Here is a 23,697-nt window from a genome sequence, read left to right on the forward strand (position 1 = left end):
TGAATTGAACAGAAATGGTGCATTTGTTGAGGGGGAGGTCCAATTGACCTATACCCATTCAGCAAACCAATAAGACAGGACCATGCGGAATGATTGCTTATGTGACTGTTGGTGTTGACGATATCACGCGTGCCGAGCGGTTTTATTCGGCGTTCCTGCCCGCCCTTGGTTATGCGTTGGAGCGGTATCACGGAGACTTGAGCTATGCGCTGCCAGTGCCGCCGGGGCAATCCCCGGTTCAGCCCGAGTTCTATGTAAAATCACCCTTTGATGGAGGCGCGGCTTCGGCTGGCAACGGGTCCATGGTGGCGTTTGAGGCGCGCACCCAACAGCAGGTTCGCGACCTTCACGCCGCTGCGCTTGCCGCAGGCGGGTCTGACGAAGGCCAGCCGGGCTTTCGCGCCTCGTATGGTCCGAATTTCTATGTCGGCTATCTGCGCGATCCTCAGGGCAACAAAATCGCGCTGTTTTCCAGCAATCCAAACGAGCCTGGGCGCGACGGGTAACGCTTTCGTCGGGTCGCTGTGGCGCTTCGATCGCTGCCCGCAGAAGCTCAGTCTCACAGGCTGGATGCTTGTTCCTGTCGCCGCTTTTCCAGAACCACTTCGCGTGGAACCCACTCGTAACGGGTGTCCTCAACCAGGGGCGACCAGAATAGCACTCCGCCATAGCGCCAGGGATCCAAGACGACGCCTTCGTACATGCTCTCTCCCTTGCGGCTGATGATGGCGGTACTGTGGTCGATGCGGAACGGGTTATCCGCGTTGGCGATGGCGCGGTGCATTTCCAGAGTGCGGAACTGCTCCTGATCCAGTCGCCGCTCAATATCTTCAGCCCAGTGCCAGCACAGACCACGCGGACGCAGACCCTTGTTGACCTTGGCGTTATGGATAAGCGGAGGGTCGGTGATCTCGTATTCCTGCGCCAGTTGCGCAGTATAGGCATAGGCGATGCGGGCGGCGCGGGTGGCCTCTTCCGGGTCGATATCGGGGCCGAGGCTTTGGATTTCAGCCGCCAGCCGCTGGACCTCATCTCCGGAAGACGGGGGAGGGGTGGCACAGGCGGCGAGGGTGGCAAGCGCTGCCGCGAACACCAAAGCTCTGATCATCTGCGCGTCCTTTGCCTCAATGCACCCGAAGCCGCAGTATAGCGGGCCGGGTCATCGCACGAAACCCGCTTAGTCTTTTGGTCGGGATGCCTTTTCCGTGATGCCGCTGGTGCCCTGTCGACGGGCCAGTTCGCCCAGCACATCATCCAGCGCAACATCGCGCGCAGCCAGCATCACTAGCAGGTGATAAAGCACATCAGCCGCCTCGGAGGTCAGTTTTCCCCTGTCCCCTTTGGCGGCTTCGATGATTGCTTCAATGGCTTCTTCGCCGAATTTCTCGGCACATTTCTCGGGACCTTTGGCCAACAGCTTGGCGGTCCAGCTGCTGTCTGGATCTGCCCCTTTACGGGCCTCAATCGTAGCTGCCAGATCGTGCAAAATACTCATGTCAGCCTCATCGGAATGCCAGCGGCGGCCATATGCTCTTTGGCCTCGTGGATGCTGTATTCGCCGAAATGGAAGATCGAGGCGGCAAGCACCGCGCTGGCCCCACCTTTGGTCACACCTTCGACAAGATGGTCCAGATTGCCCACGCCCCCGCTGGCGATGACCGGCACTTCCACCGCGTCACTGATCGCTCGGGTCAGGGGCAGGTTGAACCCGGCCTTGGTGCCATCGCGATCCATCGAGGTCAGCAGGATTTCCCCCGCGCCCTTGGCGACGACGGTTTTGGCAAATTCAACGGCGTCGATGCCTGTTGGTTTGCGTCCGCCATGGGTGAAAATCTCCCACTTGCCGGGGCTGACGGTCTTGGCGTCAATGGCACAGACAATGCATTGGCTGCCGAACTGATCCGCTGCTTCGGCGATGACGTCCGGATTCGCGACGGCGGCCGAGTTAAAGCTGACCTTATCAGCCCCCGCCAGCAACAGGGCCCGCACGTCATCTTTGGTGCGCACGCCACCACCTACAGTCAGAGGCACAAAACACTGCTCTGCCGTGCGTTGGACCACATCGAACATCGTGCCGCGGTTCTCATGCGTCGCATGAATGTCCAGAAAGCAGATCTCATCCGCTCCGGCGGCGTCGTATGCCTTGGCCGATTCCACGGGGTCACCGGCATCGCGCAGGCCAACGAAATTCACACCTTTGACCACACGGCCATCGGCGACATCCAAACAGGGAATGATGCGGGTTTTCAGCATGGGCTTTCCTTTGCTCGGGGCACCTGTACCGGCAAAGCCCCGCCGATGCCAGACTTGTGATTGTGATCTGTCGCGAAGCCATGGAAATTAGGGGTGAAATTTATGAAAAGGATTATCCAGATGCGACAACTTCTCTTGGCTTCAATTCTCACATTCGGAGGCGCCCTGTCCGCCATGGCTGACGACATCATCAAAGTGGAAACCAACAAATCCGTGGCCGAGGCGCTGGACGCGCTGGAAGCCGCCGTGGGCAATGCGGGCGCTACCGTGTTTGCCCGCGTGGATCACGCGGCGGGGGCGGAAAAGGTCGGAACGCCGATCCCGGCCAATCAGGTGCTGATTTTCGGTAACCCGGCTCTGGGCACTCCCGCCATGCAGATCGACCCGCGCGCGGGGCTGTTCTTGCCGCTGAAGGTGCAGGCCTACGAAGACGCAAATGGACAGGTCTGGCTGGCTTATGAAGATCCGAAAGAGACGATGGACGAGCTCGACGAAGTAGAGAAATCCCCCGTCATCGAAAAGATGCGCGGCGCTTTGGCGAAACTGACCGCCGCAGCTGCTCAATAACTCAGTTCAGGGCGCGAATGGCCTCTTTTAGGTCAATCGCGCCATCATATAGCGCGCGGCCAGAGATCGCGCCGTTCAACTCGACGCCACAATCACGCAGGGCGATCAGGTCGTCCAGTGAGCTGACGCCGCCCGAGGCAATTACCGGAATCGAAACCGCCTGCGCGAGCGCCGCCGTGGCTGCGATATTCGGACCCTGCATCGCACCGTCGCGGTTGATGTCTGTATAGATGATCGCTGCCACGCCCGCGTCCTCGAAACTGTGCGCCAGATCGGTGACCTGTACGTCGGTCTCTTCGGCCCAGCCCTTGGTGGCAACCATGCCGTTTCGGGCATCTATACCGACGGCTACCTTGCCCGGGAAGGCTTTGGCAGCTTCGCGCACCAGATCTGGGTTTTCGACTGCAACGGTGCCCAGAATCACCCGCGCCAGACCTTTTTCGATCCAGGTCTCGATTGTGGCCATGTCCCGGATACCACCACCCAGCTGAGCGGGCACGTCACAGGCTTTCAGAATTGCCTCAACGGGTGCCGCATTAACAGGCTCCCCGGCAAAAGCACCGTTCAGATCAACCAGATGCAGCCACTCGCAACCAGCCTCGACAAAGGCGCGGGCCTGCGCAGCAGGGTCTTCGTTAAAGACCGTCGCCTTATCCATTTCACCACGCAGCAGGCGCACGGCGTTGCCGTCTTTCAGATCGATGGCGGGGTAGAGGATCATGTCGGGCGGCCCTATATCACTGTTACACGCGCGGGATATCGCACAGGCAGGGCAGGGGCGCAACGCGACGCTAAGTCATTCTTGCCCGGTGCGTGATGGCAGGTCAGACTGACCGGAAAGACAGGGAGATAACCATGAAGACATATTCTCTTGCAGCGGTCTTCGCTGCGATGGCCACCACCGCCTTTGCTGCCGATCCGGTAGACGGGCTGTGGAAGACCGCTCCGGGCGATACGGGCGGCTATTTGCATGTGTCGATTTCGGAATGTGGCAGCGCCATCTGCGGAACTATCGACAGCGCATTTGATGCCCAAGGCAACCAACAGCTGGAGTACGAAAACCTTGGCAAGCAAATCATCTGGGACATGATCCCCGAGGGTGACGGCAGCTATGACGACGGCAAAATCTGGGCCCCGGATCGCGACAAAACCTATAGTTCGAAAATGACACTGGACAGCCAGAACAAGCTGACCGTCAAGGGGTGTGCCGTGGGTGGTCTGGTCTGCCGGGGGCAGGTCTGGACGCGGGTGCAGTAAACCTCAGGGCTTCCAGGTCAGGAAATTGCCGATCATACGCAGGCCGACGTCCTGGCTTTTCTCAGGGTGGAACTGCATCCCAACCATCGTGTCGCGGCCAATCACGGCCGTGACCTCTTGCCCGTAGTCCACATAGGCCAGCCGTTGCGCCGGATCCATCACCCGGAAGTGGTAGGAGTGCACAAAATAGGCGTGATCGCCTGATTTTATCCCGTCAAAGACCGGATGGTCGCTTTCCAGAATCAGATCGTTCCAGCCCATATGAGGCACCTTGAGCGCGCTGTCCGAGGGCTCGATCTTCACAACATCACCTGCGACCCAGCCCAGACCGTCGGTCTCAGCATATTCATGGCCCTTGGTCGCCATCAGCTGCATTCCGACGCAGATGCCCAGAAACGGGCGGCCTTTCTGCTCGACGGCTTCTACCATAGCGTCATAGATGCCTTTGTGGCCGCGCAACTCAGCGGCGCATGCCGGGAAAGCGCCATCACCGGGCAGAACCAATCGATCAGCCCGCGCGACAACATCTGCATCCGATGTCACGACGACCTCGCCCGCATCCAGTTCGCGGGCCATCCGTTGAAACGCCTTCTCCGCCGAGTGCAGGTTACCGCTCTCGTAGTCAATGATGGCTGTCAGCATCTACAGCGCGCCCTTAGTCGAGGGAATCGCATCCGCCTTGCGTGGGTCGGTTTCGACCGCATCGCGCAAAGCACGGGCAACGGCCTTGAAGGCGGCCTCGGCAATGTGGTGACTGTTCAAACCATGCAACTGATCGATATGCAGGGTGATCCCGCCATGGGTGCTGAGCGCCTGAAAGAACTCGCGCACCAGCTCGGTGTCGAACGTGCCGATCTTTTGCGTCGGCAGGTCCACATTCCAGATCAGGAACGGACGAGCCGACAAGTCCAGCGCACAGCGTACTTGTGCGTCATCCATGGGCAGATGGCACTCGCCATAGCGGCGAATACCCTTCTTGTCCCCTAGCGCCTGCGTCAGCGCCTGACCCAGCGCGATTCCGGTATCCTCGACCGTGTGGTGGTCGTCGATGTGATAATCGCCCTTGGCCCGGATCGTCATGTCGATCAGCGAATGGCGCGCCAATTGATCCAGCATGTGATCAAAGAACCCGACACCGGTCTGGTTGTCATACTGGCCGGCGCCGTCCAGATTGACCTCGACCGTTATCTCGGTCTCGGCGGTCTGACGGCTGATCTTAGCGCTACGCATGGGCGAATTCCTTTTGCTACAGGGGCGCTTATAGACGCGGATGAACGGCCTATCCAGACCGCTTTAAGCCTTCGTCGCAAACTGTTGCAGGGGATTGCACCCGGACGCGGCCCGTGCCAGCCTGCGGACAACACGAACCAACAAGGCCCGGCCCATGTCCACCTGCGTTTTCATCCAGATCCGTTGTAAACCCGGCACCACTTACAAAGTCGCCGAAGAGATCGCACTGCGTGAAATCCATTCCGAATTGTATTCCACAAGCGGCGAATACGACCTGCTGCTGAAGCTCTACATCCCCGATACCGAGGATGTGGGCCATTTCATCAACGAAAACCTGCTGGTGATTCCCAATATCGAACGCTCGCTGACCACGATGACGTTCAAGGCGTTCTAGCCCAGTTCAAATGTCGTGATGCCATATATCCGGTCAAGGTCGATGTCCGGCGCGTGACTGGAATACATGCGCCCCGTTTCAAATACCTTGCTCAGCCCTAACTGTTGGGCCAATTCCATGGCTTGTGCGTTGGGATTAGGCTTGTCGATGAACACTTCGGCCTCTGCCTGATCAGCGCGGAGCGTCGTCAGAAGGGAAATCAAAAGTGCCTGCGCGATTTGTGGATTGTCGGCAAACAGAGGCCCGACCTTGTACCCGCTCAGGCAGCGCCGCAACGTTGCATAGCCTTTGATCCGCCCATTTTCTTCAAACACCCGCGAAACGTGGCTGGGTGCCTCCAACCAGCCGCGCAAGAACGTGTCGCGCGCGGCGGGGAACAGGCCTCGGTCATACGACTTTAGATCATCGGTTAGTGCGTTGATTGGACGAACCCGAGTGTCCTCCACGCGACCCAGGGCATCCAGGATGCCGCCGACGGTGCCCGCGAATCGATAATTGTCATACGCCAGTTCAAAACCGAATTTCCGATAGTTGTCCTGCTGTTCGACCACACCATCCATGCCCATGTTACGATCCTGGCAATGTGCCTTGACCGCTTCGGCGACCTGCAATCCGTATCCCGAGCCGCGAAACTCGGGGCGCACGATGTAGAAGCCAAGAAATGCGTAGGCATCATCGTAGTTCACGGCGGATGCGGACGCGATCATCTGGCCGTCCAGGAAACCGCCCTTGAACCCTTCGGGGTCCGAACTGCGAAAACAGACCGCGTCGTGCAGCCCGGGGTTCCAGCCTTCCTGACCCGCCCAGTCAACGGCGGTTTGAAGCTCGTCTGCTGTTAAGGCGCGAATGACGTAATCGGGCATATCCGCATCTCCGTCGGAATTTCATGTACATCAAAGATGCCGCAGCAATCGCGAAAGGGCCAGCATGTTCGGAGAGTTTGGTATCTGGAGCGGGCGAGGCGATTCGAACGCCCGACCCTAACCTTGGCAAGGTTATGCTCTACCCCTGAGCTACGCCCGCATCAGATACTTATATGGTCCGTAGACCTCTCAATGGAGCGGGCGAGGCGATTCGAACGCCCGACCCTAACCTTGGCAAGGTTATGCTCTACCCCTGAGCTACGCCCGCGCCGTTGAGTGAGGAGGGATGTATAAATTCCCACACGAGGCTGCAAGCGGAAAAACACAAAAAACAGCAAAAAATCTTTCGACGGAAACTCGGGGCTGCGGTGTTCAAGAGATATAGCAGTGAACGAAATAAGGGATTGGGCAGAGGAAATGAAAGATATTGCAGACATTAAAATGGCGGCATTGGCGGCGCTGATTGTTCTTACCACCGTGATCTACAGTCAGAGCGATGAAACACTGGCAGAGGCGCAGCCTAGCCTCCCGCATGCTCCTTTGATCGAGACGCAGGTTTTGACGGGCTAAACGTTCTCATACAGCCAGAACAAGATTCGCCATGGCCGCCAGCAATATGGCCGTAAAGGTCAGACCCATTCCGATCTGGCGCAGGATGATGATCTGTGGGGTCTTGCCAAAACCATAAGCGTGCAGAAGCCTGCCCGCCAAAAGTAACATCCCCAACAGGTTCACAAGCCAGCCGCCAGCATCTTGCAGTTCGACCATGGCGATAAGCAGCAAAGCAAAGGGAGCGTATTCGGCGCAGTTCGCATGCGTTCGCATTGCCTTGATCATGGCCTTGTCGCCATGATCCCCGACCGATATTTTGCCCGTCCGGCGTTGCCGAATGACATTCACGCTGAGTGCGACGTACAGAAATGCGATCAACGCGGCGTAGATCGGGGTGATGGTCAGCATGCGGCCTCCTGATGTTGAAAGGGCCGCCCGGTTCCCCGAACGGCCCTTATTAGCTTAGAAGGCTAAACCGGTTATTCCAGTTCGACCAGCAGATCCTTGGCGTCGATTTGACCTCCGGGCTGGACGTGAACGGCCTTGACCACCGCGTCGCGCTCGGCGTGGATACCTGTTTCCATCTTCATCGCTTCGATGGTCAGCAGCAGATCGCCTTCTTTGACTTCTTGACCTGTGACAGCGGCAACAGTTGCAACGACACCCGGCATTGGCGCGCCGATATGGTTGGGGTTACCAACTTCGGCCTTTGGCCGCTGAGCGGTCGATGCTTTCACCAAACGGTTCGGCACGCGGATCACGCGGGGCTGACCGTTGAGTTCGAAGAACACGCGAACTTCGCCATTCTCGTCCGTCTCGCCGATGGCCTGACAGCGAATCTCCAGCGTCTTGCCTGGATCGATCTCGGCGGTGATCTCCTCGCCCGGCTCCATGCCGTAAAAGAAGGTGCGCGTGGGGAGGGTACGGACCGGGCCATAGGTGCGGTGACGGCCCATATAGTCGAGGAACACCTTGGGATACATCAGATATCCGTTCAGGTCCTCGTCATCGATCTCTTTACCCTCAAGCTGTTTGGACAAATCGGCGCGGGCGGCCTCGAGATCGACCGCTTCGACATGCTTGCCGGGGCGTTCGGTGTTGGGGGCCTCGTCCTTCAGGACCTTCTGGATGATGGTATCGGGGAACCCGCCCGGAGGCTGGCCCAGATTGCCGCGCATCATGTCCACCACCGAGTCGGGGAAGGCGACATCAGTGTTCGGGTCTTCGACCTGCGCACGGGTCATGTTCTGGCTGACCATCATCAGCGCCATGTCACCGACCACCTTGGACGACGGCGTCACCTTGACGATATCGCCGAACATCTGGTTCACGTCCGCATACATCTGAGCAACCTCATGCCAGCGCTCTTCCAGCCCAAGCGAACGCGCCTGTGCCTTGAGGTTGGTAAACTGACCACCAGGCATTTCGTGCAGATACACCTCGGAGGCCGGGGCCTGCAGGCTGGACTCGAAGGCCGCGTACTGGCCGCGCACTGCCTCGAAGTAATCGCTGATTTCACGGATGGCTTTGATGTCTAGTCCGGTGTCACGCTCGGTATGGCGCAACGCCTCGACCACGGTGCCGAGCGTTGCCTGAGAGGTGTTGCCGCTGAAACTGTCCATCGCGCAATCCACCGCGTCCACGCCGGCCTCGGAGGCGGCCAGAATGGTGGCGCTTGCAATGCCTGCGGTGTCATGGGTGTGGAAGTGGATCGGCAGCCCGACCTCTTCCTTCAGCGCCCGGATCAGGATCTTGGCGGAGGCCGGTTTCAGCAGTCCAGCCATATCCTTCAGGCCCAGCACATGTGCGCCAGCGTCACGCAGTTCCTTGGCCATTCCGACATAGTATTTGAGGTCATACTTAGCACGGTCCGGGTCCAGAATATCGCCGGTATAGCAAACGGTGCCTTCACAGATCTTGTTGTTCTCGATCACCGCATCCATGGCGACGCGCATGTTCTCGACCCAGTTCAGCGAGTCGAACACGCGGAACACGTCGACACCCTTGGCCGCCTGACGCACGAACTCCTGCACCACGTTATCGGGATAGTTGGTATAGCCAACCCCGTTCGCCCCGCGCAGCAGCATCTGGGTCATCAGGTTCGGCATCGCCTCACGCAGATCACGCAGGCGCTGCCAAGGGCATTCCTGCAGGAAGCGATAGGCGACATCGAAGGTTGCACCGCCCCAGCATTCGACGCTGAATAGCTGCGGCAAGTTCGCAGCATAGCTGGGTGCTACTTTGATCATATCGATCGAGCGCATCCGGGTTGCCAGCAGCGACTGGTGCCCGTCGCGCATGGTGGTGTCGGTGATCAGCAGCTGACGCTGCGCCTTCATCCAGTCAGCAACCGCCTGTGGGCCTTTTTGCTCCAGCAGGTTGCGGGTGCCCATCTGCGGTTCGGCTTTGGGCGCGGGGGGCCTGGCCTCTTTCAGGTCGGGGCGCGGCATCGGGCGATCCTTGGTTTCGGGATGCCCGTTCACAGTGATGTCGGCGATATAGTTCAGAACCTTGGTGCCCCGGTCGCGGCGCTTCTTGAACTGGAACAGGTCCGGTGTCTCATCGATGAACTTGGTGGTGTATTCATTCGACAGGAAAGTCGGGTGCTTTAGCAGGTTTTCGACAAATGCGATGTTGGTGGAAACACCGCGCACACGGAATTCCCGCAGCGCACGGTCCATCCGCGCAATCGCCTTTTCTGGCGTTGGGGCCCAAGCGGTCACCTTGGTCAGCAGAGAGTCATAATACCGCGTGATCACCCCGCCTGCATAAGCGGTGCCGCCATCCAGGCGAATGCCCATGCCGGTGGCCGAGCGATAGGCGGTGATGCGGCCATAGTCGGGGATGAAGTTGTTTAGTGGGTCCTCGGTGGTCACGCGGGTCTGCAGCGCGTGGCCGTTCAGGCGAATGTCGGACTGCGTGGCCTTGCCGGTGGCCTCGGTCAGGGTCTTGCCTTCGGCGATCAGGATCTGAGCCTGCACGATGTCGATGCCGGTGACTTCCTCGGTGACGGTGTGTTCCACCTGCACGCGCGGGTTCACTTCGATGAAGTAGAACTTGCTGGTGTTCATATCCATCAGGAACTCGACGGTGCCCGCGCATTCATAGTTCACATGGGCGCAGATACGGCGGCCCAGCTCGCAGATTTCGGCGCGCTGTTCTTCGGTCAGGTACGGGGCAGGCGCGCGTTCCACGACCTTCTGGTTGCGGCGCTGGACCGAACAATCGCGTTCATAGAGGTGGTATATCTCACCGTGCTTATCGCCGAGAATCTGTACCTCAACATGGCGGGCACGGGTGATCATCTTTTCCAGATAGCCCTCACCGTTGCCAAAGGCGGCCTCGGCTTCGCGGCGGCCTTCCAGCACTTTCTCTTCCAGCTCATCCTCGGACAGGATCGGGCGCATCCCGCGTCCGCCACCGCCCCAAGACGCTTTCAGCATGAGCGGATAGCCGATCTCGGCTGCCTCGGCCTTGATGGCTGCCATGTCGTCGCCCAACACCTCGGTCGCCGGGATAACCGGAACGTCGGCGGCAATCGCCACTTTCCGAGCGCTGGCCTTGTCGCCAAGCGCGCGCATGGTCTCGGCCTTGGGTCCGATGAAGGTGATGCCGTTCTGAACGCAGGCATCCACGAAATCCGGGTTTTCGGACAGCAAACCGTAACCGGGGTGGATCGCATCTGCGCCGCTTTCTTTGGCCACCCGGATGATCTCGTCAATCGACAGATACGCTGCAACCGGTCCCAGATCTGCGCCAATGCGATAGGCCTCATCCGCCTTGAACCGGTGCAGGCCCAACTTGTCCTCCTCGGCGAAGACCGCGACGGTGCGCTTGCCCATCTCGTTGGCTGCCCGCATCACACGGATGGCAATCTCGCCGCGATTGGCAATCAGGATTTTCTTGAAGTCTGTCATTTCAGGTCCCGGTCTTAATGGCTGTGGCCTTGTGCATAGGCGGACAATACGGCCACGTACATATGTAGTTCTGGGTAGAACCGGCATGTTAACGCTCGCAAACGCCGCCCTTTTGCGCAAACTTATTGCACATGCTGCATTGCGGCATCAATCCCTCGTAGAAAAGAGCAGATTATGCCCGTTTCCCCGAATATCTTCGCTGCGCCCTTTGGAGGGATGATTCTATTTGATTTGAGCGAACAAGCCGTGAACAAACCCTTTCCCTCCGCGCCCATCCGGCGTAGTTTACCGGCATGAGCAGTTTTGACGAAATGGACGCCTTCGAAGGCGCATCGTTGTCGGCGCGGGCGATGCCTGCGACCTCGGCTGAGTACCTCAACGATCTCAATCCGGCGCAGCGCGAAGCGGTTGAGCGGCTGGATGGTCCGGTGCTGATGTTGGCTGGTGCGGGCACGGGCAAAACAAAAGCTCTGACCGCTCGGATCACCCATCTGCTCAGGACACATAGGGTGCGTGAGAATGAGATTCTGGCGGTGACCTTCACCAATAAGGCCGCGCGAGAGATGAAAGAGCGGGTAGGGCGGATGCTGGGCCGACCCGCTGAGGGGATGCCGTGGCTTGGCACCTTCCACGCAATTTGCGTCAAGCTGCTGCGTCGCCATGCGGAACTGGTCGATCTGAAATCGAACTTCACAATTTTGGACACTGACGATCAGAAACGGCTGCTGAAACAGCTGACTCAAGCCGCCAACATTGACGACAAGCGCTGGCCCGCTCGGATGCTGGCCGGGATCATCGATGACTGGAAAAACCGAGCGCTGACGCCCGACAAGGTGCCTGCTGCGGATGCGGGGGCCTATAATCACAAGGGCATCGAGCTTTATGCCCAATACCAGACCCGCCTACGCGAGCTGAACGCGGTGGATTTCGGCGACCTGTTGCTGCACATGGTCACGATTTTCCAAACCCACCCGGACGTGCTGGAGCAATACCAGCGCTGGTTCCGTTACATCCTTGTGGACGAGTATCAGGATACCAACGTCGCCCAATATCTCTGGCTTCGTCTGCTTGCCGGGGGCCACAAGAACATCTGTTGCGTCGGCGATGACGATCAGTCGATCTATGGCTGGCGCGGGGCCGAGGTGGGCAACATCCTGCGGTTCGAAAAGGACTTCCCCGGCGCCTTCGTGGTCCGGCTGGAACAGAACTACCGCTCGACCCCGCATATTCTGGCCGCTGCGTCCAACGTCATTCGTGGCAATGAAAGCCGCTTGGGCAAAGAGCTTTGGACCGACCGCGAAGAGGGTGAAAAGGTCCGTCTGATCGGCCATTGGGATGGCGAGGAAGAAGCGCGTTGGATCGGGGAAGAGATCGACGCGATGCAAGGTGGCACGCGCGGTGTGCGGCCGATGAACCTTGATGAGATCGCGATCCTCGTACGCGCTTCGCACCAGATGCGGGCGTTTGAGGATCGGTTTCTGACCATTGGTCTGCCCTACAAAGTGATCGGAGGGCCGCGATTCTACGAGCGGATGGAGATCCGTGATGCCATGGCCTATTTCCGGCTGGTGGTCAGCCCCGAGGATGATCTGGCCTTCGAGCGGATCGTGAACACACCCAAACGCGGCCTCGGCGACAAGGCGCAGCAGACGATTCAGGTGGTGGCGCGCGAGAATGGCGTGTCTCTGGTCGAAGGCGCGCGGATTGCGGTCGATAACGGCCTGATCAAGGGCAAGGGCGGCAAGGCGCTGCGTGAATTGATCGACGGTCTGGCGCGGTGGAATGCAATGACACGCGGGCCTCGGATTGAGGTGGACGATGATACGGTGATTGATGACGGTGTTTCACCGATCCGATACGGCGCGCCAGAGCATTCGCATATCGAGCTGGCGCAGATCGTCTTGGACGAATCCGGCTATACCGCGCATTGGCAGAACGAAAAGACGCCCGAGGCGCCGGGGCGGCTGGAAAACCTAAAAGAACTGGTCAATCAGCTGGACAATTTCGAAAACCTGCAAGGGTTTCTGGAGCATGTCAGTCTGGTGATGGATAACGAGCAGGACAGCGACGGAGCCAAAGTCTCGATCATGACGCTGCACGCGGCCAAGGGGCTGGAGTTTCCCGCGGTTTTCCTTCCGGGGTGGGAGGATGGATTGTTCCCCTCTCAGCGTTCGATGGACGAATCCGGTCTCAAAGGCCTCGAAGAAGAACGAAGGCTGGCCTATGTCGGTATTACCCGTGCAGAAGAAGTCTGTACGATTTCCTTTGCAGCCAACCGACGGGTGTTCGGACAATGGCAGAATTCGATGCCGTCCCGGTTCATTGATGAGTTGCCCGAAGATCATGTGGAAGTGCTGACACCTCCGGGGCTCTATGGGGGTGGTCAGCAGGCAGCCGGGATCGAAACCCGCGCAGCCGAGGCGAATGTCTATAACTCTCCGGGCTGGAAGCGGATGCAGGCGCGGCAGGGGCAATATGGCATGTCTCAGCCAAAAGAAAGCCGGAATACTGTGATTGATGCGACCGCCGTGGCCAGCTTTACGCTGGGCGAGCGAGTGTTTCACCAGAAATTCGGCTATGGCGCAGTGATCGGCATCGAAGGTGATAAAGTCGAGGTCGATTTCGACAAGGCAGGGGTGAAGAAAGTGGTCTCGCGCTTTCTGACCAACAAGGATGACGTGCCGTTCTGAAGCTTACAACCCTTCGACCAGCACAAGATCTCGCCGTCGCCGTTTTTTGCCTGATCTTGGCCAATTCGACATAGTCTGGATCGTCCTTCCACGCGTTTGCGGCAGCCATATCCGGAAACTCCATCAGGACGATCCCATCTTCTTCCCAACTGCCTTCGATCACTTCAACGGGTTTTGAGGATACGGTCAGAAGCCTTCCGCCATGCCGGTCAAAGATCGGCATGAATCCTTCGAGGTATTTCTGGTACCCAACCGGGTCATGAATGGAAATCTGGGCGATGAAATAAGCGGCCATGGGAGACTCCTGACAAAGCGTTCACGACCCCAGCCTACATCTTGTGCGCAAAAAACGAAAAACGGCGGTTCCCAGGGAGGAGGAGGGGAACCGCCGTTCTTTTCTACATCAGGGCAGGGAGGAGGAAGCCCCGATGTATCCGAACCCGGGTTTGATCCCGGTATGAGGAAGACGCGGCGACGTCAGGGAGGAGGAAGACGTCGCCGCGCGCTTTCAACATCGAGGCAGGGAGGAGGAGAGCCCCGATGTATCAGGTTCCGGCGGTCAGGGCCGGTATTAGGTGCGGCAACGTCAGGGAGGAGGAGAGACGCTGCCGCTGAAATACAGGTCCGAAAGGGAGGAAGACGGACCTGATCTCGGTGTTCATGTTGCGCTTACCGCGCGATCTGCTCTTCGGTGGCCTGTTGGGCCAGCCGGCGGATCATCGAGCGGTGCAAGCCAAGATCAGCCAATTCCCGATCTGACAGTCCCGACAATTCGTTGACTGTCTGACGGTACAGGCGATAACGAGCAACCCGGGTTTTCACGGTCTCAACCAGCGTTGAGATTCCATTTGCCGGTGTGCCTTTCAGAGCCGTTTGTGTGCTTGCGACTGCCATCTTCATGATCCGTTCATTCTTACTGTTGCCGGCATCGTCCGGCGTTTGCTTGAGACTGAAGATAGGCAAATGCTGCGATTGCACAATAGTTCGTGTCGTCAATGCTGCTATGCAGCAAATGCATGGATTGGCAGGATAATCCGGTACGCCCCAATAATTGCCTTTAAAATACTGGTTTTCACGTGTGGTTGACGTTTCGTGTGTCCAGACCCTGTGATGGTGACCGCTTATCTATTGAGCGGAATTGGTGTTTGTTTGGGCATGTTGTGTCAACTCAAGAGGGGCAAATCTTCTCACCGCAGGTCCGGCGCCTGGGGTGATGGTGCTATGGGAAAGCATGGGTCGCCTATGGGAATGGCCTGTAAGGGGACCGTGATTCGTCCTCTTCGGCTGTCATTCATGAGTGTCTGCGCCAAATGATCCATAATTCTGAAAATTATTGGGAATTCATGGGAGGAATAATTTAGGCGTCAATTCTTACATATTTAGTGTTGTTGAGCATCAGGGGCACAATTTGTGGCATATTTGATCCAAGTTTCGATTGTATTAGTCTTGATCTGAAGCCTGCATCACGCCTCTCTATGCAAATTTCCTATTGATTTCCATGAATTCCCATGGCATCCCTTATGTACCCGATGAGGGCGAGGACAGTTAAGGGGCGCCAAACGACCCCGAACCAAAAATACAAAAACAGGTTTCATACAGGCATCTCGCTTTCATCACTTAACAGATCCGGCGCGCGGGCGAGCAGACATCCCCCCAGGTGGCGCGCGCAGCTGGACATCCCGCAAAGCGGGTCAATGCGGCGGGTTGATCAGTGGCAGCAGATCAACCCGCCGTTTTACTTCCGGGGGGAACGTGAATTTTGAGGTGGGGCGCAAGCGAAAGGGACAGTCGTCTTGGCGCGCAGGTTTAGAGGCGAAAGCCAGCATAAGGTGGATACGAAGGGCAGGGTCTCGATCCCGGCCTCGTTTCGTCGTGTGCTTGAGGCCTCGGACCCCAGCTGGCAACCCGGTGACAATCCTGAACTCGTGATTGTCTATGGCGACCACCGCCGCAAATACCTTGAATGTTACACCATGGAAGCGATCGACGAGGTGGATGCCAAGATCGATGCGCTGCCACGTGGCTCGATGCAGCGTCGGATGCTTCAGCGGATGTTCCATGGTCAGTCCTTCCCGACCAATGTGGACGAAACGGGTCGTTTGGTGCTGCCCGCAAAGCTGCGCAACAAGATCGACCTTGAGAACGAGGCGTTCTTTATCGCTGCCGGTGATACCTTCCAGATCTGGAAGCCCGAGACATACGAGGCCGAGGAACTGGCCACGACCGAGGAATGGCTTGACGATCTGCCGGATGATTTCGATCCGATGCAGTATCTCGATGGCATCGGGGATGGGTGACGGCATGGCCGGCGCTCAGACCTCATCGGACAAACCTCATATCCCCGTTCTTCTGCGCCCGTTGTTGGCCGCCGTGGCGCCGGTATCCGGTGCCTGGCTGGACGGCACATTCGGCGCAGGCGGCTATACTCGTGCGTTGCTGGAGGCCGGGGCCGAGAAGGTCATTGGCGTCGATCGCGACCCACTGGCATTTGAAATGGCCGCTGACTGGGCTGGGGAATACGGTGACCGGCTGGTGATGCAGCAGGGCGTGTTCTCTCGCATGGATGAATATGCACAGGATCTGGACGGCGTGGTGCTGGATCTTGGTGTCTCATCCATGCAGTTGGATCGGGCTGAACGCGGTTTTTCCTTCATGAAAGATGGCCCGCTCGACATGCGGATGAGCCAGGACGGTGAAAGCGCAGCTGATCTGGTGAATACGGCAACCGAGACGCAATTGGCCGACATCCTGTTCCATTTCGGTGAGGAACGCGCCAGTCGTCGTATAGCAAAGGCCGTCGTCAAGGCGCGGGCCGAAGAACCGATCACAACAACTCTGCGGCTGGTCGAGATTATCGAATCCTGCCTGCCGCGCCCCAAACCGGGCCAATCGCACCCGGCGACGCGCAGCTTTCAGGGGCTACGGATCGCGGTGAACGCAGAATACCAAGAACTGTTTCAGGGGCTTATGGCCGCCGAGCGCGCTTTGAAGCCGGGGGGCAACTGGCCGTTGTGACTTTCCATTCCATAGAAGACCGGATGGTGAAGCGGTTCTTCCAATCGCGCGCGGGCAAAACCGGACGCGCCAACCGTTATGCGCCTGAGATGGAGCAGGAGAAGCCGCAATTCACACTCAAGACCCGCAAGGCCGTTGGGCCGGATGAGCAGGAACTTGAAGAAAACCCACGTGCACGCTCGGCAAAATTGCGTGTCGCGATAAGAACGGATGCCCCGGCAGGGGAAATTGAGGCCCGGGCCATCGGCATGCCGCAATTGGGGGGAAGGGCAAGATGAAGAGTATTCTGTATGTGTTGACTGCACTGTCCGTGTTCGGGTTGGCGCTTTGGGCTTATCAAGAGAACTACCGCACGCAGCAGGTGCTGAAGGAAACGCAGTCGCTGCAAGGCCAGATCGGTATGGCGCAGGCGCGACTCGCCGTGCTGAATGCCGAATGGGCCTATCTAAACCGGCCTGATCGTTTGCGTGAACTGGCGGACTTGAATTTCGAACGTCTCAGCTTGCTGCCTCTGCGGGCTGAGCAGTTTGGTCGCGCCGATCAGATTTCCTATGGCGAGGACCCGGATCTGCCCATCGTCGACCCGCTTGAAATACAGGACGTCACTGACATTCAGGCACTGATCGAGGTGCAGGTTCCATGACCCGTACACCACTTCGCCCTCTGGCCCGTATCCTCGACGCCCGTGCAAAGGGTGAAAACCCCAAGGCGATTGAACGAGAGAACATCCGCAAACGCCACGAAGACATGAAAGACCGCGCCCGCGCACGCGCCGAGGGCCGCCTGTTGGTGTTGGGTATTTTCTTCTTTTGCGCCTTTTCGGTCGTAGGCTTTCGTATGGGCGTTCTGGCGACATCCGAGGCGCAAGAACCATTGGCAAGTGCGCCGGGGGCCTCCATCGCCATGCAACGCGCCAATATCGTGGATCGCGAAGGCCGTATTCTGGCGACCAATCTGGACACCTATTCTGTCTATGCGCAGCCACCGCTGATGATTGACCCGATCGCCGCAGCCGAGCAACTGGTCGCTATTTTCCCTGATCTGGAAAAAGAGCGTTTGGTCAAAGACTTCACCGGTAAGCGAAAATTCCTGTGGATCAAGAAGCGCATCTCGCCCGAGCAGAAGCAGGCGGTGCATGACATCGGAGATCCCGGCATCCTGTTCGGCCCGCGCGAAATGCGGCTATATCCCAATGGCAGACTTGCGGCGCATATTCTGGGCGGCTCGGGCTTTGGCCGCGAAGGTGTCAGCGCAGCTGAGGTGATCGGCGTAGCTGGCGTCGAAAAACAGTTCGACGGCTATCTGCGCGACCCGGCCAACGGCAACAAGCCGCTGCAACTGTCGCTGGATCTGACCGTTCAAGCGGCGGTAGAACAGGTGCTATATGGCGGCATGAAGATCATGAACGCCAAAGGAGCCTCGGCGGTTCTGATGAACGCCCATACGGGCGAGGTCGTCTCGGCCGCGTCGTTGCCGTCTTTTGACCCCAATGACCGTCCGCGCCCGCCGACCTCGGGCTTCGATCCCTCGGACAGCCCGCTGTTCAATCGCTACGTACAGGGTGTCTATGAGCTGGGTTCGGTGTTCAAAATCTTCACCGCCGCGCAGGCGGTGCAGCTAGGTCTGGTGAACTCCAACACCATCATTGACACTTCCGGCCCAATGAAAATCGGGCGCTTCCCGATTGGCGAGTTTAACGGCAAGAATTATGGTGAGATCAGTGTCTCGGATGTAATCAAGTACAGCTCGAACCGAGGCACCGGGCGGCTGGCCTTGCAAATCGGGGCCGACCGGCAACAGGATTTTCTGAACGCGTTAGGCATGTTCGACCCAACCCCATTCGAGATTGTCGAGGCCAAGGGCGGGCAACCGCTCAAGCCCAAGAAATGGGGTGAGTTGAGCACCGTGACGATTTCATATGGCCACGGCCTTTCGACCAGCCCCATGCATCTGGCCGCTGGTTACGCAGCGATTGCCAATGGCGGGTACTATGTCAGCCCCACGATCTTGCGCCGCAATGGCCCGCAATACGGCCCTCGCGTGATGTCCGAAAACACCGCCAAGCAGGCGCAAAATATGCTACGCAAAGTGGTCACGGATGGCACCGCCAGCTTTGGTGATGTCAAAGGGTACGACGTGGCGGGAAAAACCGGTACTGCCGATAAACCCAAGCCGCGTGGCGGGTACTATGAGGACAAGGTGATTGCCACCTTCGCCACCATCTTCCCGGCTTATGATCCGAAATATGTGCTAATCGTCACGCTGGATGAACCGTCCATCGTAGCCTATGGCGAAAAGCGCCGCACGGCGGGTTGGACTGCCGTTCCCGTTGCTGCCGAACTGATTGGACGGGTGGCGCCGCTATTGGGTCTCAGACCCCGGCTTGAGCCTGAGGCGCGCGCTGCTATAACGCTGACCTCAAATTAGGCTGTCCAGCGAAAGGTGGGTCATGGGCAATCGGTCAAAGAAACTCAGCGAACTGGCCCTGACCGCACGGGGAGGGGCCAATCCCGAAATCACCGGTCTGGCTGTCGACAGCCGCGAGGTCAAAGACGGTTTCCTCTTTGCAGCCCTTCCCGGCACCCGAGTCCATGGTGGAGACTTCATCCAATACGCCTTGCGCATGGGGGCCGCCGCGATCCTGACGGACGCGAAAGGGGCCGAGATCGCCACCGACGAACTGGCCGCATCCGATGCTGCGCTGATCGTCACGGAAGACCCCCGTCAGGCACTGGCAGGGGCCGCCGCCCTATGGTTTGGCGCGCAACCGCAGACTATCGTGGCGGTCACCGGCACCAATGGAAAAACCTCGGTCGCCAGTTTCGTCCGCCAGATCTGGACCGAGCTTGGACTTGCCGCCGTCAACCTGGGCACCACTGGGGTCGAGGGCGCATGGACTGCGCCGCTGGCCCATACCACACCCGAGCCGATCACTCTGCACCGCTGTCTTGCCGAGGCTGCCGAAAATGGCGTGACCCATGCGGCGATGGAGGCCTCCTCGCACGGGCTTGAACAGCGTCGCTTGGACGGGGTGCATCTGACCGCTGCCGGGTTCTCGAATTTCACGCAGGATCATCTGGACTATCACGACACGTTCGAGGCCTATTTCGCAGCCAAGGCGGGTCTGTTTGATCGTGTGCTGCCCGAAGACGGGGTCGCTGTGGTCAACCTTGGTGATCCCAAGGGTGCTGAGATGCGCAAGATCGCCGAGGCACGCGGCCAGAATATCATCACCGTAGGCCCTGAGGGTTCTGATCTTTGTCTTCTGAATCAACGCTTTGACGCGACCGGGCAGGATTTGCGCTTTTCATGGAAAGGCAAGGCCTATCAAGCCCGCCTGAATCTGATCGGCGGCTTTCAGGCCGAGAACGTTTTGCTGGCTTGCGGATTGGTCATCGCGGCGGGCGAGGACCCCGACCGCGTGTTCGAAACCTTGCCGCACCTGATCACCGTGCGCGGACGGATGCAGCTGGCTGCCACCCGCGACAACGGCGCGGCGGTGTTTGTCGATTACGCGCATACGCCGGATGCCGTGGCCACTGCACTGAAGGCGATGCGCCCGCATGTCATGGGACGTCTGATCGCCATTGTTGGTGCAGGCGGTGACCGAGACGCCACTAAACGCCCATTGATGGGGCGGGCCGCTGCTGAATACGCCGATGTGGTCTTTGTTACCGATGACAACCCACGCAGCGAAGACCCGGCCACCATCCGCGGTGCTGTCATGTTGGGCGCACCCGAAGCCACGGAAGTCGGCGACCGGGCCGAGGCCATCCTGCGCGGCATCGACGCGCTGCAACCGGGCGACGCTCTGCTGATTGCGGGCAAGGGACACGAAACCGGCCAGATCGTCGGAGATCAGGTCCTGCCCTTTGACGATGTGGAACAGGCCAGTATCAGCGTTGCCGCGCTGGACGGGAGGGTCGCATGACGCTCTGGACCGCAGCCGAGGCCGCAGAGGCCACCAACGGGCGCGCCGCCACCGATTGGCAGGTGAACGGCGTCTCCATCGACACGCGCACCCTGCAGCCGGGTGACCTGTTCGTTGCGTTGAAGGCTGCCCGCGACGGCCATGATTTCGTCGCCCAAGCGCTTGAAAAAGGCGCAGGCGCAGCGCTTGTGTCGCATATTCCCGAAGGCGTGCCCGAAGATGCACCGCTGTTGATCGTCGACGATGTGCAGACGGGTCTAGAGGCGTTGGGGCAGGCGGCTCGCGCCCGGACAGGTGCGCGCGTGGTGGGGGTGACTGGCAGCGTGGGTAAGACCTCGACCAAGGAAATGCTGGCCAGCATTCTGGAGACGCAAGGCAAAACTCATGCCAGCGTCGCCAGCTACAATAACCATTGGGGCGTGCCTTTGACGCTGGCGCGAATGCCGCGCGACACCGAGTTCGCGGTGATCGAGATCGGCATGAATCATCCGGGCGAAATCGCTCCGCTGGCGCGTCAGGCGCAACCGCATGTGGGGCTGGTGACCACAGTAGCCGCCGTCCACCTCGAAGCCTTCGACTCGGTTGCGGGTATTGCATTTGAAAAAGCTGCGATCTTCGACGGGGTGGCCGAGGGCGGCACCGCTATCGTCAACGCCGATATCGAACACGCGGGCATCTTGCGCGACTGCGCCGCTGCGCATGGTGCGAGGATCGTCGAATTTGGCCACAAGGCGCGGGACTATGCCCTTACCAACGTGCTCCAAGGCCCTGACTCGGTGCGGGGACACGGTATTGTCGGCGGAGCAGACATCACATTCGATGTACAATCCGCGGGAACTCACTTTGCTATGAATGCGCTGGGCGCTCTGGCGGCCTGTGTCGCGCTGGGGGTCGATCTGGATCAGGCGATTGCCGGTCTGCGCGGCTGGTCTCCGGTCAAAGGGCGCGGTGTGCGCGAGGTGATCGCGCTGCCAGATGGCGGGCAGATTGAACTGCTCGATGACAGCTACAACGCCAATCCAACCTCGATGGAGGCCGCTCTCGACGTGCTGTCTACGTCGGCGGGCAAACGCAAGATCGCGTTTCTGGGCGACATGAAAGAGCTTGGTGCGCAAGAGCAGGCGATGCACGCCGCCATGGCCGAGGTGCCTGCGATGGCGCATGTCGATCAGGTTCATTGCATCGGCCCTTTGATGCAAGCGCTGCATCAGGCTCTGCCCGAGGGCAAGCGCGGGTTGTGGACGGAAACCAGCGATGAGATGGCCGCCCATCTGCCGGAATTGATCCGTAGCGGCGATGTAGTGATGGCCAAGGGCTCTCTCAGCATGGCTCTGGCGCAGATCGTTGACGGTCTGCGGCAAATGGGGCATGGCAGCGCGCCAGAGAGCCGCCGTATTGTGAGAAAGGTTTTGTAATGCTCTATTGGTTAACCGCCCTGTCGGATGGAGGGGATTTCTGGAACCTCTTCCGCTATATCACCTTCCGGGCGGGGGGCGCCTTTCTGACTGCGCTGATCTTTGGGTTTTTGTTCGGAAAACCCTTGATCAACGTATTGCGCAAACGGCAAGGCAAAGGTCAACCGATCCGCGATGACGGCCCCGAGGCGCATCTGTCCAAGGCTGGAACCCCTACCATGGGCGGTCTGCTGATCGTGGGCGCTCTGGTCACGTCGACCCTGATCTGGGCGCGCTGGGACAATCCATATGTCTGGATGGTACTGTTCGTGACGCTGGCCTATGCGGCCATCGGCTTTGCGGACGATTATGCCAAGGTCTCAAAGCAGAACACCAAGGGCGTTTCCGGTAAGATGCGGTTGGCGCTGGGGATCATCATCGCCGTGCTGGCGTCACTCTGGGCGACGCTGCACCATCCCAGCGATTTGCAAAACCAGCTGGCTCTGCCGGTGTTCAAGGATACGCTGATCAATCTTGGCCTTTTCTATATCCCCTTTGCGGTGATCGTAATTGTGGGTGCGGCCAACGCGGTGAACCTGACAGATGGTCTGGACGGGCTGGCGATCATGCCCGCGATGATCGCGGCCTCGACCCTTGGTGTAATTGCCTATGCGGTTGGGCGGGTCGACTTTACCGAGTATCTTGATGTTCACTATGTACCTGGGACCGGTGAAATCTTCATCTTCACTTCAGCGCTGTTTGGCGCGGGGCTGGGATTCCTGTGGTACAACGCCCCTCCGGCGGCGGTTTTCATGGGTGATACCGGATCACTGGCTCTGGGTGGTGCGCTGGGCGCGATTGCCGTGGCTACCAAACACGAGTTGGTATTGGCAGTCGTGGGCGGGCTGTTCGTGGTTGAAGCTTTAAGTGTGATCATCCAGGTTCTTTATTTCAAACGGACCGGAAAGCGGGTGTTCCTGATGGCGCCGATCCATCACCATTATGAGAAAAAGGGCTGGGCTGAACCCACCATCGTGATCCGGTTCTGGATCATTTCACTGATCTTAGCGATGATCGGGCTGGCGACGCTGAAAGTCAGATGAGCCCGCGTTGCGTCGTGCTTTCTGGATGCTCCGGTGGTGGCAAATCAACACTGCTGGAGGAGATGGCCCGACGCGGATATTCAACAGTTTCCGAGCCGGGTCGTCGTGTCATTGCCGAGGAAAGACAAGGTGGTGGTCGCGCTCTGCCTTGGGTCAACTCCGAGGTATTCTGCCGCCGGATCATTGAACTTGCGATATCAGACTTCAACAATGCCAAAGATGATCTTGTGCTATTTGATCGTTCGGCATTGGACGCGCTGATTTGGTTTGATCGAACCGTTACACCGTTGGAGACCAAAGTGCGTGAACAGATACTGCACTTGGGCTACGACCCATGCGTGTTTCTCTTTCCTCCTTGGCCTGAGATATTTGAACAGGATGATGACCGGCGGCACAACTTGGCCGCAGCTATTGCGGAATACGATGCTTTGTGCGACCGGTTACCAGACTATGGGTTCGTAATAGAAAACGTTCCAAAAGGGCCGGTCTCTTGGCGGGCGGACTGGCTGGAAGAGCGGCTCGGATAGAAGG

Annotated in this window: 23 protein-coding genes, 2 tRNA genes and 2 pseudogenes; 14 read left to right on the forward strand and 13 right to left on the reverse strand. The window is 58.8% G+C overall.

Annotation, left to right across the window (positions count from 1 at the left end):
* Positions 1–89: 89 nt before the first annotated feature.
* On the forward strand, positions 90–506 hold the full coding sequence (locus tag AC1DFB_RS03065; RefSeq protein WP_170392087.1) for a VOC family protein: 417 nt from the start codon (positions 90–92) through the stop codon (positions 504–506).
* A 53-nt stretch (positions 507–559) separates the two neighbouring features.
* On the opposite strand, the gene AC1DFB_RS03070 is transcribed toward AC1DFB_RS03065, so the two are convergent.
* The 3 genes from AC1DFB_RS03070 to hisF all read right to left on the reverse strand — a co-directional run bounded on the left by AC1DFB_RS03070 (position 560) and on the right by hisF (position 2,253).
* Positions 560–1,108 carry a hypothetical protein gene (locus AC1DFB_RS03070; protein ID WP_170661969.1) on the reverse strand — a complete coding sequence of 183 codons (549 nt, stop codon included), beginning with the start codon at positions 1,106–1,108 and terminating at the stop codon, positions 560–562.
* Positions 1,109–1,177: 69 nt separating this feature from the next.
* Positions 1,178–1,495 (reverse strand): phosphoribosyl-ATP diphosphatase, encoded by a 318-nt coding sequence (locus AC1DFB_RS03075; RefSeq protein ID WP_170392083.1) that lies wholly within the window; start codon positions 1,493–1,495, stop codon positions 1,178–1,180.
* Complete coding sequence (hisF, locus tag AC1DFB_RS03080; RefSeq protein ID WP_170563816.1) at positions 1,492–2,253, reverse strand: imidazole glycerol phosphate synthase subunit HisF; 762 nt, start codon at positions 2,251–2,253, stop codon at positions 1,492–1,494. Before hisF ends, AC1DFB_RS03075 begins: the two co-directional genes overlap by 4 nt.
* A gap of 120 nt (positions 2,254–2,373) precedes the next feature.
* Between hisF and AC1DFB_RS03085 the strand changes: the two genes are divergently transcribed.
* Positions 2,374–2,820, forward strand: a complete 447-nt coding sequence (locus tag AC1DFB_RS03085) for a DUF302 domain-containing protein (protein ID WP_480439179.1) — start codon at positions 2,374–2,376, stop codon at positions 2,818–2,820.
* A gap of 1 nt (position 2,821) precedes the next feature.
* On the opposite strand, the gene hisA is transcribed toward AC1DFB_RS03085, so the two are convergent.
* Positions 2,822–3,541 (reverse strand): 1-(5-phosphoribosyl)-5-[(5-phosphoribosylamino)methylideneamino]imidazole-4-carboxamide isomerase, encoded by a 720-nt coding sequence (hisA, locus tag AC1DFB_RS03090; protein WP_480922103.1) that lies wholly within the window; start codon positions 3,539–3,541, stop codon positions 2,822–2,824.
* 134 nt (positions 3,542–3,675) lie between these two features.
* Between hisA and AC1DFB_RS03095 the strand changes: the two genes are divergently transcribed.
* Entirely contained in the window at positions 3,676–4,077 is a 402-nt protein-coding gene (locus AC1DFB_RS03095; protein ID WP_170392077.1) for a DUF2147 domain-containing protein, read from the forward strand.
* Positions 4,078–4,080: 3 nt separating this feature from the next.
* Here AC1DFB_RS03095 and hisH read toward each other — a convergent pair whose 3' ends face one another.
* Both hisH and hisB read right to left on the reverse strand, forming a co-directional pair.
* Entirely contained in the window at positions 4,081–4,719 is a 639-nt protein-coding gene (hisH, locus tag AC1DFB_RS03100) for an imidazole glycerol phosphate synthase subunit HisH (RefSeq protein WP_170401427.1), read from the reverse strand.
* Positions 4,720–5,307, reverse strand: coding sequence for an imidazoleglycerol-phosphate dehydratase HisB (gene hisB, locus AC1DFB_RS03105; protein ID WP_170801898.1), 588 nt, complete (start codon positions 5,305–5,307; stop codon positions 4,720–4,722).
* A 154-nt stretch (positions 5,308–5,461) separates the two neighbouring features.
* Between hisB and AC1DFB_RS03110 the strand changes: the two genes are divergently transcribed.
* Entirely contained in the window at positions 5,462–5,701 is a 240-nt protein-coding gene (locus tag AC1DFB_RS03110; protein WP_170801897.1) for an Lrp/AsnC ligand binding domain-containing protein, read from the forward strand.
* Here the strand turns inward: AC1DFB_RS03110 and AC1DFB_RS03115 are convergent.
* The 3 genes from AC1DFB_RS03115 to AC1DFB_RS03125 form a co-directional block, all read right to left on the reverse strand.
* Complete coding sequence (locus AC1DFB_RS03115) at positions 5,698–6,564, reverse strand: GNAT family N-acetyltransferase (RefSeq protein WP_170801896.1); 867 nt, start codon at positions 6,562–6,564, stop codon at positions 5,698–5,700. The genes AC1DFB_RS03110 and AC1DFB_RS03115 overlap by 4 nt on opposite strands.
* Positions 6,565–6,649: 85 nt before the next feature.
* Positions 6,650–6,724: transfer RNA gene (locus AC1DFB_RS03120), tRNA-Gly, on the reverse strand.
* Between the two features lie 33 nt (positions 6,725–6,757).
* Positions 6,758–6,832: transfer RNA gene (locus tag AC1DFB_RS03125), tRNA-Gly, on the reverse strand.
* Between the two features lie 149 nt (positions 6,833–6,981).
* On the opposite strand from AC1DFB_RS03125, the gene AC1DFB_RS03130 reads away from it, so the two are divergent.
* Positions 6,982–7,134, forward strand: a complete 153-nt coding sequence (locus tag AC1DFB_RS03130) for a hypothetical protein (protein WP_170609401.1) — start codon at positions 6,982–6,984, stop codon at positions 7,132–7,134.
* 6 nt (positions 7,135–7,140) lie between these two features.
* Here AC1DFB_RS03130 and AC1DFB_RS03135 read toward each other — a convergent pair whose 3' ends face one another.
* Positions 7,141–7,524, reverse strand: a complete 384-nt coding sequence (locus AC1DFB_RS03135) for an MAPEG family protein (protein WP_170563796.1) — start codon at positions 7,522–7,524, stop codon at positions 7,141–7,143.
* 71 nt (positions 7,525–7,595) lie between these two features.
* Positions 7,596–11,033, reverse strand: a complete 3,438-nt coding sequence (locus AC1DFB_RS03140; protein ID WP_480922104.1) for a pyruvate carboxylase — start codon at positions 11,031–11,033, stop codon at positions 7,596–7,598.
* 293 nt (positions 11,034–11,326) lie between these two features.
* Here AC1DFB_RS03140 and AC1DFB_RS03145 point away from each other — a divergent pair, with 293 nt between their 5' ends.
* On the forward strand, positions 11,327–13,723 hold the full coding sequence (locus tag AC1DFB_RS03145; RefSeq protein WP_170609398.1) for a UvrD-helicase domain-containing protein: 2,397 nt from the start codon (positions 11,327–11,329) through the stop codon (positions 13,721–13,723).
* An 88-nt stretch (positions 13,724–13,811) separates the two neighbouring features.
* Here AC1DFB_RS03145 and AC1DFB_RS03150 read toward each other — a convergent pair.
* Positions 13,812–14,018, reverse strand: a pseudogene (locus tag AC1DFB_RS03150) (DUF1330 domain-containing protein); the annotation flags it as partial.
* 374 nt (positions 14,019–14,392) lie between these two features.
* A complete protein-coding gene (locus AC1DFB_RS03155) occupies positions 14,393–14,617 on the reverse strand; it encodes a DUF1127 domain-containing protein (RefSeq protein ID WP_170392061.1) in 225 nt (74 codons plus the stop codon).
* An 899-nt stretch (positions 14,618–15,516) separates the two neighbouring features.
* Here AC1DFB_RS03155 and mraZ point away from each other — a divergent pair.
* From mraZ to AC1DFB_RS03195, 8 genes and pseudogenes are all read left to right on the forward strand, one after another.
* Positions 15,517–16,020, forward strand: a complete 504-nt coding sequence (mraZ, locus tag AC1DFB_RS03160) for a division/cell wall cluster transcriptional repressor MraZ (RefSeq protein ID WP_170401403.1) — start codon at positions 15,517–15,519, stop codon at positions 16,018–16,020.
* Between the two features lie 4 nt (positions 16,021–16,024).
* A pseudogene (gene rsmH, locus AC1DFB_RS03165) lies at positions 16,025–17,016 on the forward strand (16S rRNA (cytosine(1402)-N(4))-methyltransferase RsmH).
* Positions 17,013–17,381, forward strand: coding sequence for a cell division protein FtsL (gene ftsL / locus AC1DFB_RS03170; protein ID WP_170392057.1), 369 nt, complete (start codon positions 17,013–17,015; stop codon positions 17,379–17,381). Before rsmH ends, ftsL begins: the two are co-directional and overlap by 4 nt.
* On the forward strand, positions 17,378–19,165 hold the full coding sequence (locus AC1DFB_RS03175) for a peptidoglycan D,D-transpeptidase FtsI family protein (protein ID WP_170401397.1): 1,788 nt from the start codon (positions 17,378–17,380) through the stop codon (positions 19,163–19,165). Before ftsL ends, AC1DFB_RS03175 begins: the two co-directional genes overlap by 4 nt.
* A gap of 22 nt (positions 19,166–19,187) precedes the next feature.
* A complete protein-coding gene (locus AC1DFB_RS03180; protein ID WP_480922105.1) occupies positions 19,188–20,669 on the forward strand; it encodes a UDP-N-acetylmuramoyl-L-alanyl-D-glutamate--2,6-diaminopimelate ligase in 1,482 nt (493 codons plus the stop codon).
* Positions 20,666–22,084, forward strand: coding sequence for a UDP-N-acetylmuramoyl-tripeptide--D-alanyl-D-alanine ligase (locus AC1DFB_RS03185; protein ID WP_480922106.1), 1,419 nt, complete (start codon positions 20,666–20,668; stop codon positions 22,082–22,084). The genes AC1DFB_RS03180 and AC1DFB_RS03185 overlap by 4 nt, the downstream gene beginning before the upstream one ends.
* Positions 22,084–23,166, forward strand: a complete 1,083-nt coding sequence (mraY, locus tag AC1DFB_RS03190) for a phospho-N-acetylmuramoyl-pentapeptide-transferase (RefSeq protein WP_170392049.1) — start codon at positions 22,084–22,086, stop codon at positions 23,164–23,166. The genes AC1DFB_RS03185 and mraY overlap by 1 nt, the downstream gene beginning before the upstream one ends.
* Positions 23,163–23,693, forward strand: a complete 531-nt coding sequence (locus AC1DFB_RS03195; protein ID WP_170512270.1) for an AAA family ATPase — start codon at positions 23,163–23,165, stop codon at positions 23,691–23,693. Before mraY ends, AC1DFB_RS03195 begins: the two co-directional genes overlap by 4 nt.
* Positions 23,694–23,697 lie beyond the last annotated feature (4 nt).

This window comes from Ruegeria sp. S84, assembly GCF_056583445.1.

Bases quoted from the DNA above. Each gene is read 5' to 3' on its own strand.
- AC1DFB_RS03065 (WP_170392087.1), top strand. From the start codon at position 90: ATGATTGCTTATGTGACTGTTGGTGTTGACGATATCACGCGTGCCGAG.
- AC1DFB_RS03070 (WP_170661969.1), bottom strand. From the start codon at position 1,108: ATGATCAGAGCTTTGGTGTTCGCGGCAGCGCTTGCCACCCTCGCCGCC.
- AC1DFB_RS03075 (WP_170392083.1), bottom strand. From the start codon at position 1,495: ATGAGTATTTTGCACGATCTGGCAGCTACGATTGAGGCCCGTAAAGGG.
- hisF (WP_170563816.1), bottom strand. From the start codon at position 2,253: ATGCTGAAAACCCGCATCATTCCCTGTTTGGATGTCGCCGATGGCCGT.
- AC1DFB_RS03085 (WP_480439179.1), top strand. From the start codon at position 2,374: ATGCGACAACTTCTCTTGGCTTCAATTCTCACATTCGGAGGCGCCCTG.
- hisA (WP_480922103.1), bottom strand. From the start codon at position 3,541: ATGATCCTCTACCCCGCCATCGATCTGAAAGACGGCAACGCCGTGCGC.
- AC1DFB_RS03095 (WP_170392077.1), top strand. From the start codon at position 3,676: ATGAAGACATATTCTCTTGCAGCGGTCTTCGCTGCGATGGCCACCACC.
- hisH (WP_170401427.1), bottom strand. From the start codon at position 4,719: ATGCTGACAGCCATCATTGACTACGAGAGCGGTAACCTGCACTCGGCG.
- hisB (WP_170801898.1), bottom strand. From the start codon at position 5,307: ATGCGTAGCGCTAAGATCAGCCGTCAGACCGCCGAGACCGAGATAACG.
- AC1DFB_RS03110 (WP_170801897.1), top strand. From the start codon at position 5,462: ATGTCCACCTGCGTTTTCATCCAGATCCGTTGTAAACCCGGCACCACT.
- AC1DFB_RS03115 (WP_170801896.1), bottom strand. From the start codon at position 6,564: ATGCCCGATTACGTCATTCGCGCCTTAACAGCAGACGAGCTTCAAACC.
- AC1DFB_RS03130 (WP_170609401.1), top strand. From the start codon at position 6,982: ATGAAAGATATTGCAGACATTAAAATGGCGGCATTGGCGGCGCTGATT.
- AC1DFB_RS03135 (WP_170563796.1), bottom strand. From the start codon at position 7,524: ATGCTGACCATCACCCCGATCTACGCCGCGTTGATCGCATTTCTGTAC.
- AC1DFB_RS03140 (WP_480922104.1), bottom strand. From the start codon at position 11,033: ATGACAGACTTCAAGAAAATCCTGATTGCCAATCGCGGCGAGATTGCC.
- AC1DFB_RS03145 (WP_170609398.1), top strand. From the start codon at position 11,327: ATGAGCAGTTTTGACGAAATGGACGCCTTCGAAGGCGCATCGTTGTCG.
- AC1DFB_RS03155 (WP_170392061.1), bottom strand. From the start codon at position 14,617: ATGGCAGTCGCAAGCACACAAACGGCTCTGAAAGGCACACCGGCAAAT.
- ftsL (WP_170392057.1), top strand. From the start codon at position 17,013: ATGAAGAGTATTCTGTATGTGTTGACTGCACTGTCCGTGTTCGGGTTG.
- AC1DFB_RS03175 (WP_170401397.1), top strand. From the start codon at position 17,378: ATGACCCGTACACCACTTCGCCCTCTGGCCCGTATCCTCGACGCCCGT.
- AC1DFB_RS03180 (WP_480922105.1), top strand. From the start codon at position 19,188: ATGGGCAATCGGTCAAAGAAACTCAGCGAACTGGCCCTGACCGCACGG.
- AC1DFB_RS03185 (WP_480922106.1), top strand. From the start codon at position 20,666: ATGACGCTCTGGACCGCAGCCGAGGCCGCAGAGGCCACCAACGGGCGC.
- mraY (WP_170392049.1), top strand. From the start codon at position 22,084: ATGCTCTATTGGTTAACCGCCCTGTCGGATGGAGGGGATTTCTGGAAC.
- AC1DFB_RS03195 (WP_170512270.1), top strand. From the start codon at position 23,163: ATGAGCCCGCGTTGCGTCGTGCTTTCTGGATGCTCCGGTGGTGGCAAA.